A 13,242-nucleotide genomic window follows, 5' to 3' on the forward strand; every position below is an offset into this window, starting at 1 on the left:
ATCTTAGCATTCTAAGATTTAAAAATGATAGCGAGGTAAGACTGGCGGGGATGCAAAAACACGCATGAACTACTACAGCCACAACATCGGTGATTACGCGCAGGCCACAGCGCATCTGAGCTTGCTTGAAGATGCCATCTACAGCCGCCTGCTGCGCCGGTACTACGCCGAAGAGCAGCCCATCGTGGACAACCTGCAGCAGGTATTCCGGTGGGTGGGGGCCCGTAGCGAAGAAGAAAGAGAGGCGGCCGCGCAGGTGCTGGCCGAGTTCTTCGTGTTGCGCGATGGCCATTGGCACAACAAACGGGCGGACGTGGAGATTGCCGCGTATCACGTCAAGGCCGAGACCGCCAAGGCCAACGGCCGGCGAGGCGGCAGGCCCAGGCTGGCAGAGCGCAATCCGGAACAACCCAGCGGGTTTCCCATGGGTTTCGACGAGAAAGCCGGCCATGGCCCGGCAGATGGCGGATCGGAAGCTAACCAAGAACCAGGAACCAAGAACCAGGAGCCAAAAGAACACACCTCCCGCAAGCGGGGGACCGGATTCGACGCGTCCGTGATCGAACTGCCGGATTGGCTGGACCGCGAGGACTGGGTCAGTTGGATTGCCGACCGCAAGGCGCGCAAAAAGCCGGTGACGCAGGAGGGCGCCAGGCGTCAGCTGCAACAGCTTGCCGCCTATCTGGCCGCAGGGCATCCGCCAGGGGCCGTGATCGCGAACAGCATCGCGGGCGGGTACCAGGGCCTCTTCCCTCCGCGCACGCCTGCTACAGCGGGCCATCCGGCAGGCAGGGCGCAACGCCTGGCCGACTGGACCGAGGAGCTGCGAGAAGTACTGGCCGACGACGGCCGGCCGCGCGAGCGGTTCATGGGGACGATAGATGCAACCCGCTGACATTCCTTCCGCCGCCATGGGCGCGCTGGTGGTCAATGAAATGCTGCTGATGTACGGCGCCAAGTTCGCGCAGCAATGGCAGGGCCTGACTGCCCGTGAACTGAAGGATTCATGGAACCAGAAATTGGCGGGCCTGGACGAGGTGCAGGTGCGTCGCGGCCTGGTCGCCTGCCTGACCCAGGAATGGCCGCCGACGCTGCCGCAGTTCATCAAATTATGTTGCCCGTGGATGGTTCCCGAAGTGGCCTATCACGAGGCCGTGCGTGGCTTGTCAGCGCGCAGGCGCGGCGAGCCCGGTGTCTGGTCGCATCCGGCGGTGTACTGGGCCGCGGTGGGCGTCAGCACGGTGGATCTGCTGGGCTGCACCTACGGCGCCATCAAGGCGCGCTGGGAGAAGACGCTGAACGAGGAGCTGGCGAAGGGCGTGTGGGCGGATATCCCGTTGCCTCGTCCGGCGCTGCCCGCGCCCGGCCAGACGCTGGCCACGCGCGCCGAGGCCGAGGCGGCACTCAAGAAGATGGGCGCGCAAAAGGTGCTGCGGGACCGTGGGTGCCCGCCCCGGAGCTGGATCGAAAAGTGGGAGGCGCGCATCGCGCGCGGCGACCACCCGAGCAAGGGCATCGCCGACATGCTCAAGCGCGCCAAGGGCGAAAGCCAGGATACGGAGGGCCGTCTGCAGAACGGTTCCAGCGGCAAGACAGGTAAACAATGCGAGGTGGCTGATGAGTAAATTGACGGGTGACGATCTGATCTGGAACTGGGCCCGCTGGACCTGGTCCGGCGCTACGGTGGGAAACATGGAGGTGTACCTTTCCGAAGAGGAGGACTACCGGCCCATCAACCATCACCACGCCATGGAGGTCGAGGCGATGCATGCCGCGCTGCCCTGGCACGAGCGCATGATCATCATTGCCGAATACCCGCAGAAGAATGTGATGTTCGGCCAGCTGGATGGCCGCGCGCGCCGCGCCAAGGCGCTGGACTGGATTGCCGATACGACCGGCGTGGCCCTGACCGAAACCGAATACAAACTGTACCTGGGTCTTTTCCGCAGCCTGGTGGAAAGGAGGCTGGCGTGAAGTACGCACACGAGGTGATGGATCTGATGGCCTGCTATCCCGGCCGCTCATTCCGTTTGATGGAGCTGGTCCGTCATGTGTCGCGCGGCCGGCCTTTGTCTGTTCCTGAAAAGACGCGCCTGCAAAGAGGCATCCAGCGGGCCATGGATGCGCTGCAGGATACCGGCAGCGTGCTGATTCAAGAGCCCGAGAAAGGCGGGCACGGGCGAACCTACGCGTGGCGTGTGACGGTTCCGTCACAAGACCGCGCCCCATAGGTCACGCAATCGGTCACAATGGGTCCGGGGCATTGCGCCCCAAGCAAATGCAGCCCTGGCCACGCGCCGGGGCTTTTTGTTTTGGGCGCGTGGCCCCGGCTTTTTCACTGCTGGGGCAGGGGGCGAACTTCTTTGCACTGCATGTGACGGAACCGTCACAAGACCCCGCCCCAACGGTCACGCAATCGGTCACAATTTGTCCGGGGCATTGCGCCCCTGACAAATGCAACCCCGAAATGCAGCCCCGGCCACGTGCCGGGGCTTTTGCATTTGGGCGCGATGTTTCGGCGCCAGTCTTCTTCAGCAGGAATCCAACTCCATGAGCGTTCAGATCAGCATCACTGAAAACCAGCTGGTAGAGGACCTCGCCGCATTCTTCAAGACCTTGGTCGACTGCGACGTTGTCCGCGGTCTACCCGGTTGGGTTCCCGCGCCACCGCGCGAGTGCGTCGTCATCACTCCGCTGGCGGCGCAGGGACTTTCCGTGCCGGTCATGGCCTATGCCGATCCGTCGCCCGCGGCGGGGAAGCGGATCATGACCCAGGCCACGCAATGGTCTGCCCGCGTGGATGGCTACGGGGCGCGGGCCCTGGACCTGGCGCTTACGCTCTCGATCGCCCTGCGCAGCCAGTACGGGTGCGAGTTCCTGGGGAATCTGGGACGAACCCAGCCGTTGTACGCGGGCGAGCTCAAGCAAGTGCCCTTCGAGAGCGGGGAAAGCCAGACCTTCGAGCGGTGGTGGTTCGACGCCGTCCTGCAGTTCAACCCTTCCATCAGCGTGCCGCAGCAGTTTGCGGATCACCTTCACGTGGGCCTCATCGAGGCCGACACCACCTACCCTACGGGAGCTTAATCCTATGTCCATTCCCGCCAGTGAAATCGTCCAGGTAGTGCCTGGCGTGATCTCCGCCGGCGGATCGGCGCTCGATTTGAACGGCCTGATCCTGACCCACGATACCGCCGTCCCCATCGGCACCGTCCAGAGTTTCGCGACCCCGCGCGACGTACAGCGCTTCTTCGGTCCGACCTCGACCGAGGCCGCCCTGGCCGACGTCTACTTCAACGGCTTCGACAACTCGACCCGCAAGCCGGGCAATCTGTTGTATGCCCAGTATCCGGCGGCAGCGGTTTCCGCCTATCTGCGCGGCGGCTCGATGGCCGCGGTGACGCTGACCCAGCTGCAGGCGCTGTCCGGCATCCTGACGGTGACCGTGGACGGCGTGGCGAAGACCTCCGCCAGCATCGACCTGTCGACGGCAACGAGCTTCTCGAACGCCGCCACGATCATCGAAGCCGGGTTCACCGCCATGGGCGCCACCTGCACCTACGATGCGCAGCGTGCCGCTTTCGTGATCGTCTCGGCCACCGATGGCGTCGCCAGCACGATCTCCTATGGCAGCGGCACCCTCGCGTCGGGCTTGAAGCTGACGCAGGCCGCTGGCGCCAAGGTGTCGCTGGGCGCCGCGGCCGGCATTCCAGCGGTGGACATGGGCCGGATTACCGACCTGACCCAGAACTGGGCGGCGTTCATGACGACCTTCGAGCCCGATACGGCCGGCAAAGTGGCGTTTTCGGCGTGGACGAATGCCCAGGGCGACCGCTACGCCTACGTCGGCTGGGACACCGATATCACCGCTACCCAGCAGGGCAACACGTCCAACTGGGCGGCTGTCGTAAGCGCCAATGAATACTCGGGCTCCGTGCCGGTCTACAAGGACGTGCTGCATGCAGCCTTCGTCCTGGGCGCCGTTGCATCGCTCGACTTCGAACGTACCAACGGCCGCGCCACCCTGGCGTTCAAGGGCCAGTCGGGCCTCGCGTTCTCCGTGACTGACGCGACCACCGCTCAGACGCTGATCGACAACGGCTACAACTTCTACGGCGACTACGCCACCAGCAACGACCGCTTCCGCTTCCTGTACCCGGGCCAGATCAGCGGCAACTGGAAATGGGTCGACACCTACGTCAACCAGATCTGGTTGAACGCGGCGTTTCAGCAGGCGCTGATGACGCTGCTGACCCAGGTGAACGCCATTCCCTACAACATCGACGGCTACACGCTGATCGACGCTGCCTGCCTGGACCCGATCAACGCCGCGGTCAACTTCGGCGCCATCCGCGCCGGCGTGACGCTGTCGAGCCAGCAGAAGGCGCAGATCAACAGCCAGGCCGGTGTGGATATCTCCGACACGCTCCAGACCCGCGGCTGGTATCTGCAGATCAAGGACGCGACGCCGCAGGTGAGAGAGGCCCGCGGCACCCCGCCCATGACGTTCTGGTACCTGGACGGCGGTTCCGTCCAGCAGATCACCCTGGCCTCGCTGGCCATTCTTTAAGGATTCAACATGGCGACTTTGACCAGTGCCAACTCGGTTCTGATGCTTGCGGTGGGCGGCGTTTTTCCGGTGCCGCAGAAGATCGAGGGCTACGCTTCCGACAGCGCCTTCACCTTCGACGCTGCCCAGCCCGCGCAGGTAACCATGGGCGTGGACGGCCGCATGTCGGCCGGCTACGTGCCGGTTCCCCGCGTGCAGACCATCACGATCCAGCCCGACTCCCCGTCCATGCGCGTCTTCGAGATCTGGATGGCAGCCAGTGAAACGGCCCGCGAAGTGTTTTATGCAAACGGCACCCTCAACATCCCGTCGATCGACCGCAAGTACACGCTGACCCGCGGCGTGCTGACGCAGATTCCGCCGGCGCCGGATGCCAAGGCGATGCTCCAACCCATGGCGTTCCAGATCACCTGGCAGAACGTCTCTCCGGCGCTGGTGTGACATGGCCAGAAAGCAAATAACCCTGACCATCGGCGCCGAAGGGCGCGACAAGGGCAAGGTGTTCATCCTGACGGAGCTTTCTGCCTACGACGCCGAGGAATGGGCCGGTCGGGCGCTGTTTTCGTTGATGAACGCCGGGGTGGAAATCCCGGACAACATCGCAGAGGCCGGGCTGGCCGGCGTGGCCGCCATGGGCATGAAGGCCATCGCCAAGCTGCCTTTCGAGAGCGCCAAGCCGTTGCTGGACAAGATGATGGATTGCGTGCAGATCCAGCCCAGCCCGAACGTGACGCGCGAGCTCATGTCAGGCGATGTCGAGGAGGTGGCGACGCTGTTCACGTTGCGCAAGAAAGTCCTGGGCTTGCACCTGGATTTTTTTACGGCCGCCGTCCCATCGACTTCGGGCTCCAAGTCCACGACGGCGGCGCGCGCCTGATTCGCTACGCCAATATCCCCCGGATCATTGGCGTGGTGATTTCGCGGCACCCGGGCCTGCTGCACGACCTGCAGACGGTCTACGGTGCCGAAGACCTGTACAACCTGCTTGAGGTGATTGCGGTGGACGCACACAACAGGCGCGTCCTAGCTGAACCGAGGTAATTGCATGGCCACCATCATCGACGCCTTGCTCGTCACCGCGGGTTTCGATCCGAAGCGTTTTGCGGCGGATAGCTACTCCGGTGCGGCCGGTCTGAGCCAAACGGCCCAGAATCTGGATATGAGCACCGAGCGGCTGTCCGCGTGGCAGAAGGCGGCCGAGCGGGCAGGCGGAACTGCGGAAGCCATTTCCGCCCAATTGAGGGAATCCTCGGTCGAGGTAGCCAGATTCAACCGCGGATCCGCCGCGGACTCGCTACCCGGGTTCTTCCGCAACGGCGGCAATGTCGGCGACCTCAAGGACGGGAACACCTACCTTCTGGCCAGGTCGAGGATCATTGCCGATCTTTACCAGAAGGACAGGGCCCAGGCCGCGCTGGCCGCCCAGGACATGGGTATCAACGAGGGCCTGTTCAATCTGTTCAAGCGCGGGCCCGATGAGCTCGAGCGGTTGCTTCAGGTCCAGGAGAAGCGCGCCGCCATCTCCGGTAGCGATGCGCAAGCTGCCTCGCAGCTGCGCAACCGTTACCTGGATCTGCGCGATACCTTTGAATCGGTGAGCGTCAAGGTGCTGCTGGCGCTCATGCCGGCGTTCGAGCGGCTTATCTCGCTCGCACAGGGCTGGGGCGATTATCTGCTTGAGAACCGAGACGAAATCGTCGAGTGGGTCGACGGCGCGGCGCAGGCCATCGTGAAGTTCATTGATGCAGTCGATTCGGCGGCGCAGGCGGTGGGAGGATGGCAAAACGTCCTGCTAGCGCTGGGGGCGCTCAAGATTCTTTCCTGGGCAAATTCGCTGCTGAGCCTGGCATCTGCCTTGGGGGCCGTGGCTACGGCTCTCGGAACCCTTGGTGGCGCTGGCGCGGCGCGTGGACTGGGTGCGTTGAGAGGCTTGGGACCTGCGGCGTTGAAGTTGGCTGGGCGTGCGGCGGCTGGCGCTGCGCTGTTCCTGTTTAGCGAAGATCTGAATGGGGGCGAGCAAGAAGACCTGGCTGCGATGAGAAATCCCGCGCTGAAGCGCAAGGAAATTCTCGACGCAGTCAGGTACTTCGAGGCCAAGGACTACACCCGGGAGGCGGCCGTGGGGGTGGTGGCCAACCTGCAGGCCCAAAGCAACCTGGACCCCAGGGCCGTGGGCGCTGATGGCGTTTCCGCCGGCATCGGACTATGGAATCCGCGACGCCAGGCCGACTTCAAGCGCATATATGGCATGGACCTGCGCGAGTCCACGGTTGAACAGCAACTGGATTTCGTCGCCAGTGAGTTGGAGAGCACCAGGCGCAGGGCGGGAGTACATCTGGCCGCTGCCACCACCCCGGCCCAGGCCAGCGTGGCCGTGTACCGCCACTTCGGATTGAACAAGTCCGAAGGGGCCAGCTCAAGCGAAGAGCGCAAGCTCGCAGCCGCTGCCGGGGCAATTTATGGGACGCTTTTCCTCGAAGATCAGGAACGAGGCGCCGCAGCTGCAGCTATGACGGTCGCGGCAGCCCAAGCCAGCGCTGCCGCCATCCCGAGCAGCACCGCAACCACCAGCAATACGTCCGAAACCCATATCCACGGCCCCATTACGGTTATGACGCAGGCGACGGACGGCGAGGGAGTCGCTCGCGATTTGGGGCGTGTGGGGCGCTCCCAGAATCTCGTCCAACAAGGCAATACGGGGATGTTCTGATGCCGCTTATTCCTTTTCCCGATGTTCCGAGCAGTCCGGGCGTCCCCGCAGTCTTCCGCGCCGCGTTCCTTCCTTCGGTCTCCGAACCGGCAAGCTTCGAGCTTGCGGCGCTGACCGACAGGATCTTCGGTCCTCCTCGCTGGGGGCTGTATGGCGTCGATGGGCAGCAGATGCTGGTCTTCGAGACGTTCCTTGGAATCACCTTCAATCAGAGCGGCCAGATATCCAGCTATCCGGTTGAGCAGGGCGGATTCTCGTCCTTCAACAAGGTCGATGCGCCGTTCGAAGCGACCATCAAGCTGGCGCATGGTGGCGATCCAGTGTCACGCAAAGTCATGTTGTCCGTGCTGGAGCGCATCGTCGGCAGCACGGAACTGTATTCAGTGGCGACGCCAGAGATCGTCTATCCGTCGGCCAACCTGGTGAAGTACTCATACACCCGCGCCGACAAGAACGGCTCCAGCCTCCTGATCGTTGAACTGACTCTGCAGGAAGTCCGGCAGACGGCCGTCCAGCTATCGCCGGCCACGCAGGACCCCAGCGGCGCGAATGAAGTGAGCAATGGCCAGGTACAGGCGTTCGAGATTGACGCCTATCCCCGGCGCGATCAGAACAAGGTGGCCGATCTGGAGCCCATCCAATGAAGAGAATTCCCTTGAGGCCCGTTCCTGCACAAATGCTCAGCGTCGTGCTGTCCGGGCAGAACTGCCAGATCGCCGTCTACCAGAAGTCGACGGGACTCTATCTGGATCTTGAACTCGACAATGCGCCCATCGTGACGACGGTGCTTTGCCATGATCGAGTACGGCTGGTGCGGTCTGCTTACCTGGGCTTCGTTGGGGATCTGGCCTTTGTGGACACCCAGGGCCACGCCGACCCGCAATATCAGGATCTCGGATCGCGCTTCGTCCTGGCCTACCTGGAGCCGCTGGAACTATGAGCTTCATCAAGCGCCGGTTGGACGTGACCATCAGCCTGGGTAAAGGAAAGTTTGGCGACGAGCAGGGGCCGGAAGTAACGCTCAGCGGCTACCGGATGTCGGTGACCATTCCTGCCTATACGACCTTCGAAAACAGTCCGATGACCCTGCTGATCCACGGACTGAATCAAGACCTGATGAACAAGCTGACGACGATAGGGCCCGTCATGACGGAACGCCGGGGAAAGAATCTTGTCCGGATCGACGCAGGGGGGGAATCCGGTGCTCCCTGCCTGGTCTACGAGGGGGACATCGTTGAGGCCTGGGCTGGCTACGGAATGGGTGCAGAGGGCAAGGCGGCCGCAGGGGGCGTATTCACGGTCAAGGCCGAGGTGGCCGGGGCCAAGCAGGTGAAGCCCGCATCCGCCAGGTCGTTTCCCGGTGCGAAAAAAGCGCAAGAAATCATGTGCGATATCGCTGAATCGATGGGATACAAGGGCGAAAAAAGCGGGGAGGACTATGTGTTGGCCGATCCCTATTTTTCCGGAACCGACATGGACCAATTGCGCAGCTGCGCGAAGGCCGCCCGGGTCAACTTCACGATAGACCGCGGCGTCCTGTCGGTCTGGCCGGAGGGCGGATACAGAAAGGGCGATCCGATTCTCGTGGCGCCGGAAACGGGGTTGAGCGGATATCCGGCTTTTACGAGCAAGGGGCTCCAACTGACGACGCTCTACAACCCGCATCTGGGATTGGGAAAAAGAGTGCAGGTCATCAGCACCGTCGAACCCGCGCATGGCGAGTGGATCATTGTGAGCTTGTCCCACAAGCTGGATGCGGAGGTCCCCGGCGGCGTCTGGCAGTCGGTGGCGGTGTGCAAAAGGAACCTCAATGCCTGAGCAATACGGATACGCAGGGCTGGCGCAAGCCGGCCAGGGTGACAGCGAGTTCGGCGCCTTGCAGTTCCTGATCAGCCAGGCGCTGATCCGAGTCAGCACGGCGACGCTGGTCAAGGTGGTGTCGGTGACGAATGCAGGCGGGCTATCGCCCGTGGGCTTCGTCGATGTGCAGCCGCTTGTCAACCAGCTCGATGGCGCCGGCAATGCCGTGCCGCATGGCGTCCTGCATCGTCTTCCCTACTTTCGCCTTCAGGGCGGAGCGGACGCTGTCATCCTGGACCCGAAGGTCGGGGATATCGGGATGGCGGCTTTCGCGAATCGGGACATCTCGCTGGTGAAGACCTCGAAGGCGCAGAACAACCCCGGTTCCTGGCGGTCCCACGACATGGCGGACGGGCTGTATTTCGGCGGTCTGTTGAATGGAACCCCGGTGCAGTATGTGCAGTTCACGGCGGACGGCATACACATCGTGTCGCCCTCGAAGGTGACGGTGGCCGCGCCCAATATCGAACTGAACGCCAGCGCGCAGTGCGCATTGAATTCTCCACGGATCGTGCTGAACGGGACGGTGCAACAAGGCGGTGGATCCTTCGGCGGCACGTCTACCTGGCAGGGCGACATGCACACGCTGGGTACGCTGCGCAACAACGGCAAGGACGTGGGCAGCACCCACACGCATTCCGGCGTGCAGAGCGGGCCGGCAAACACAGGAGCGCCCAATTGAACACGATGCTGCTAGACCGGACGGCCTGGGACCTGGTGCTCGATGCCGCGGGGAATATCGCACTGGCGTCCAAGCCCTACGCCGTGGCGCAAGACGTCGCCAGCGCCATCAAGCTCTTCAAGGGGGAGCTGTTCTACAACACCGCCTCGGGCGTTCCGTACTGGGAAGAATTCCTGGGCCATCAGCCGCCGCTGGCGCTGGTGCGGGAACACGTCCGGCGAGCCGCGTTGACGGTCCCGGACGTGGCCGACGCGGCCTGCACGCTGACCTCCTATACCGACCGCGCCCTGGCGGGCTATGTCGCAATCACCCTGCAAGACGGAACGACGCAAACCGTCAGCTTCTGAGGAAACCATGCCGAACATCTCGAAAGTGCCGCGCGTGCAGTTCACGCCGGAAGGGCTGGTGCTGCCCAACGAATCCGCCATCCTTGCCGGCGTCCTGTCCGACATGGACGCGGCCTTCGGTGGCGGGCTGAATCCCGCGCTGGAAACGCCCCAGGGCCAGCTGGCCTCCAGCACCACCGCCATCATCGGCGACAAGAACAACGAGTTCGCGTCCTACGTGAACCAGGTCGACCCGGCTTATGCGCAAGGGCGGATGCAGGACGCCATCGGGCGGATCTACTTCCTGGACCGCAAGCCCGGTACGCCCACCGCCGTCATCGCCACCTGCACGGGCCTGGCGGGCGTGACGATACCGGTGGGCGCGCGCGCGCAGGCGGTGGATGGCAATCTGTACCTGTGCACGCAGGCGGGAACGATACCGGCCAGCGGACGCGTCGACCTGCCATTCGCCTGCTCGGTCGACGGGCCGGTGGATTGCGCGCCTGGCGCACTGAACCAGATCTATCAGGCCATTCCCGGTTGGGACTCGGTGTCGAACGCGGATGCCGGGACGGTGGGCAGCCATGTGGAAAGCCGGGCCGAGTTCGAGGAGCGCCGGCGGCAGTCGGTGGCGCTGAACGCCCGTGGTTCGATCCCCGCAATCTACGCCAACGTGGCGAACGTGGAGGGCGTCATCGACGCCTACGTGACGGAGAACGATCTCTCCGTGCCGAAGACGGTAGGCGGCGTCGTCCTGCGTCCACACTCCATCTGGGTCGCGGTGACGGGCGGCGAGGCGGCGGACATCGCGGACGCCATCTGGCGCAAGAAGAGCAATGGCTCCGACTACAACGGCAACACCTCGTACACCGTGGAGGACAAGGAGGGATATGCCTATCCCTACCCGTCTTATGTCGTGACATGGGAAACCCCTGCCGCGTTGCCCGTGCGTTTCGCGGTGCAACTGGCGGACAACCCGGCCCTGCCGTCGGACATCGTTGCCTTGACCAAGCAGGCGATCATGGACGCCTTCAACGGCGGAGATGGCGGGCAGCGCGCACGCATCGGATCGACCATTTATGCCAGCCGCTACTACGCGCCCATTTCGGCGCTGAGCCCGGTGGTCTCCATCCTGTCCCTGCTTCTGGGCTCCGATACGCCATCGGCCGCCAGCCTGGCCGTTCCGATCAACCGCCGGCCCACGATCACGGCCAACGATATTGCGGTGACATTGATATGAGCGTCGTGCCTAAGCCGGGGCTGGCGGTCCGGACTCTCATCAGCCAGTATGCCAACAGCCCCACCCTCGTCCAGTTGATCAACAACATGGACGACTACATCAACCCCGACGCCGATTTCGACGCGTTCCACGACTTCGTCTGGAACGTCGAGACCGCGCAGGGCTTCGGGCTGGACATCTGGGGCAGGATCGTCGACGTCGGCCGGATGCTGACGATACCGGGAGACGTCACCTATCTGGGGTTTGACGAGGCGCTGAATTGGCAGCCCTTCAATCAAGCGCCGTTCTACACAGGCGAGCAGGCCACGCAGACGTATCGGCTTGCCGATGACGCGTATCGCACGCTGATCCTGGTCAAGGCGCTGGCCAATATCTCGGATTGCACATCGCCCAGTTTGAACCGGCTGCTGTCGAACCTCTTTGCGGGGCGGGGGCGTTGCTACGTGTCGGACACCGGGAGGATGGAATTCCGCTACGTGTTCGAGTTCGCGCTGGCGCCGCACGAAATCGCCATCCTGACTCAGTCAGGCGCGATACCCAAGCCGGCCGCGGTGCTGGCGAACATCCTGCAGGTCGATCTTTCTACTACGTTCGGATTCAACGAGGCGCTGATGCAGCCGTTCGGCTCGGGCGTACTTTTCACTTCTTCGGGGCTTATCAATGCAAGCTAGCAATGCACCTATCAAATCGGCCGTCCCGTTTGCAGAAAGCGGGACGAAGAACACTATTCCGGTTGAGTCGCAGATTGGCGTGACGCCGGGGGCGGCGTCTTTCACGGATGGCTTTCCGCCGCTGACGATGACACCGTTGGCTGCGGGTGGCGTCCCGCCATACGGTGCTGACTTCAATGGCATCCTGAACTTTCTTAGCGCTGCCGCACGATGGCAACAGGCAGGAGGGGCGTATCCCTATGACTCTGCATTCAGCACAGCCGTTGGCGGGTATCCGCAGGGCGCGATGTTGAGAAAGTCGGTCGGCGCAGGCTACTGGCTGAACCTGGTGGAGAACAACACCGCAAACCCGGATGCGGGTGGGGCGAATTGGATCGCGCTGCCTGCGGGGATAGCCTCCACCGCGGAAGCAGAGGTAGGCACGGATGACACAAGAGCGATGACGCCGTTCAAGGTGTTCCAGGCCATCGCAAGAAAGGTGGTGCAAGCCACCGAAAGCGTGATAGGCGTCGCCAAGGTTGCCACGCCGGCGCAGACGAATGCCGGTGCCGATGACGCGACCATTGTGACGCCGAGAAAATTACGGCTCGGCGTGGCGATGTCGCTGGGCATCAACGGATACCTGGCGCTGCCTTCCTGGCTTGGTGGTGTCATTATCCAGTGGGGACGCGGTAGCGTGAACATGGGTACTGCGACCGGCAGCTACTACTCCGGATCTGCTTCTGTCTCGTTTCCATTGGCATTTCCGACGGCCGCTTGGGTGGCAATACCGCAAATCCAAAACAGTCCGAATGTCATGGATAGCATCAGCGTCGCGTCTTTCACCAACTCCTCGCTGCAGGTAGTCGGGTGCACCAGCTATGAAACCGGACAGGCGCCGGAATTCTATTTCATCGCCATAGGAAACTAGCATGGCCGAGACCTTCCAACCAATCCAGACCGAATTCCTGGACTACGATCCCGCTCTCCCTTATGTCTTTGATGCCAACACCCGAGCGCTTTATGCATTCGTCCTTCGGTCCCGCTATCGGGAGTCGGGTTCCTGGCCCGTAGACGGCCTGCCGGTACCGGAAGAATCGGCCCATGCATATATGAATGACCCGGAAAGGGACGTGAAAACCATTACCAAGTCCGGCAGCTCATTCACTATCACGGATGCGTAGCTGCGTCGTTCAGGTTCAACCGG

Annotated in this window: 18 protein-coding genes; all 18 read left to right on the forward strand. The window is 63.0% G+C overall.

Annotation, left to right across the window (positions count from 1 at the left end; all coding sequences use genetic code 11):
- The first annotated feature begins 64 nt into the window (after positions 1–64).
- On the forward strand, positions 65–895 hold the full coding sequence (locus tag IB268_RS25310) for a YdaU family protein (RefSeq protein ID WP_192354981.1): 831 nt from the start codon (positions 65–67) through the stop codon (positions 893–895).
- Positions 882–1,625, forward strand: coding sequence for a hypothetical protein (locus tag IB268_RS25315; protein ID WP_125472844.1), 744 nt, complete (start codon positions 882–884; stop codon positions 1,623–1,625). Before IB268_RS25310 ends, IB268_RS25315 begins: the two co-directional genes overlap by 14 nt.
- On the forward strand, positions 1,618–1,974 hold the full coding sequence (locus tag IB268_RS25320; protein WP_054453336.1) for a hypothetical protein: 357 nt from the start codon (positions 1,618–1,620) through the stop codon (positions 1,972–1,974). The genes IB268_RS25315 and IB268_RS25320 overlap by 8 nt, the downstream gene beginning before the upstream one ends.
- Positions 1,971–2,231, forward strand: a complete 261-nt coding sequence (locus IB268_RS25325) for a hypothetical protein (protein ID WP_054453334.1) — start codon at positions 1,971–1,973, stop codon at positions 2,229–2,231. Before IB268_RS25320 ends, IB268_RS25325 begins: the two co-directional genes overlap by 4 nt.
- A gap of 319 nt (positions 2,232–2,550) precedes the next feature.
- A complete protein-coding gene (locus IB268_RS25330; protein ID WP_054453332.1) occupies positions 2,551–3,084 on the forward strand; it encodes a hypothetical protein in 534 nt (177 codons plus the stop codon).
- Between the two features lie 4 nt (positions 3,085–3,088).
- On the forward strand, positions 3,089–4,567 hold the full coding sequence (locus IB268_RS25335) for a DUF3383 domain-containing protein (RefSeq protein ID WP_054453330.1): 1,479 nt from the start codon (positions 3,089–3,091) through the stop codon (positions 4,565–4,567).
- A gap of 9 nt (positions 4,568–4,576) precedes the next feature.
- Positions 4,577–5,008: a hypothetical protein gene (locus tag IB268_RS25340; RefSeq protein WP_192354982.1), complete on the forward strand. Its 432-nt coding sequence runs from the start codon at positions 4,577–4,579 to the stop codon at positions 5,006–5,008.
- A 1-nt stretch (position 5,009) separates the two neighbouring features.
- Positions 5,010–5,444 carry a hypothetical protein gene (locus IB268_RS25345; RefSeq protein WP_192354983.1) on the forward strand — a complete coding sequence of 145 codons (435 nt, stop codon included), beginning with the start codon at positions 5,010–5,012 and terminating at the stop codon, positions 5,442–5,444.
- Between the two features lie 168 nt (positions 5,445–5,612).
- Positions 5,613–7,277: a phage tail tip lysozyme gene (locus tag IB268_RS25350; RefSeq protein ID WP_192354984.1), complete on the forward strand. Its 1,665-nt coding sequence runs from the start codon at positions 5,613–5,615 to the stop codon at positions 7,275–7,277.
- The gene (locus IB268_RS25355; protein ID WP_192354985.1) at positions 7,277–7,921 is read left to right on the forward strand and encodes a phage baseplate protein; all 645 of its coding nucleotides are present in this window, start codon (positions 7,277–7,279) and stop codon (positions 7,919–7,921) included. The genes IB268_RS25350 and IB268_RS25355 overlap by 1 nt, the downstream gene beginning before the upstream one ends.
- A complete protein-coding gene (locus tag IB268_RS25360; RefSeq protein WP_119450089.1) occupies positions 7,918–8,217 on the forward strand; it encodes a hypothetical protein in 300 nt (99 codons plus the stop codon). The genes IB268_RS25355 and IB268_RS25360 overlap by 4 nt, the downstream gene beginning before the upstream one ends.
- Positions 8,214–9,095: a hypothetical protein gene (locus tag IB268_RS25365; RefSeq protein WP_192354986.1), complete on the forward strand. Its 882-nt coding sequence runs from the start codon at positions 8,214–8,216 to the stop codon at positions 9,093–9,095. The genes IB268_RS25360 and IB268_RS25365 overlap by 4 nt, the downstream gene beginning before the upstream one ends.
- Positions 9,088–9,819, forward strand: a complete 732-nt coding sequence (locus IB268_RS25370; RefSeq protein WP_119450087.1) for an oxidoreductase — start codon at positions 9,088–9,090, stop codon at positions 9,817–9,819. The genes IB268_RS25365 and IB268_RS25370 overlap by 8 nt, the downstream gene beginning before the upstream one ends.
- A 5-nt stretch (positions 9,820–9,824) precedes the next feature.
- Positions 9,825–10,166, forward strand: coding sequence for a hypothetical protein (locus IB268_RS25375; protein WP_225589106.1), 342 nt, complete (start codon positions 9,825–9,827; stop codon positions 10,164–10,166).
- Between the two features lie 7 nt (positions 10,167–10,173).
- Positions 10,174–11,385, forward strand: coding sequence for a baseplate J/gp47 family protein (locus tag IB268_RS25380; protein WP_192354987.1), 1,212 nt, complete (start codon positions 10,174–10,176; stop codon positions 11,383–11,385).
- Positions 11,382–12,056, forward strand: coding sequence for a DUF2612 domain-containing protein (locus IB268_RS25385; protein ID WP_192354988.1), 675 nt, complete (start codon positions 11,382–11,384; stop codon positions 12,054–12,056). The genes IB268_RS25380 and IB268_RS25385 overlap by 4 nt, the downstream gene beginning before the upstream one ends.
- Positions 12,046–12,966, forward strand: coding sequence for a hypothetical protein (locus tag IB268_RS25390; RefSeq protein WP_175161711.1), 921 nt, complete (start codon positions 12,046–12,048; stop codon positions 12,964–12,966). The genes IB268_RS25385 and IB268_RS25390 overlap by 11 nt, the downstream gene beginning before the upstream one ends.
- Position 12,967: 1 nt before the next feature.
- The gene (locus IB268_RS25395) at positions 12,968–13,219 is read left to right on the forward strand and encodes a hypothetical protein (RefSeq protein ID WP_175161713.1); all 252 of its coding nucleotides are present in this window, start codon (positions 12,968–12,970) and stop codon (positions 13,217–13,219) included.
- Positions 13,220–13,242 lie beyond the last annotated feature (23 nt).

This window comes from Achromobacter sp. ACM01 (genome assembly GCF_014851745.1).
GTDB classification, from domain to species: domain Bacteria; phylum Pseudomonadota; class Gammaproteobacteria; order Burkholderiales; family Burkholderiaceae_B; genus Achromobacter; species Achromobacter aegrifaciens.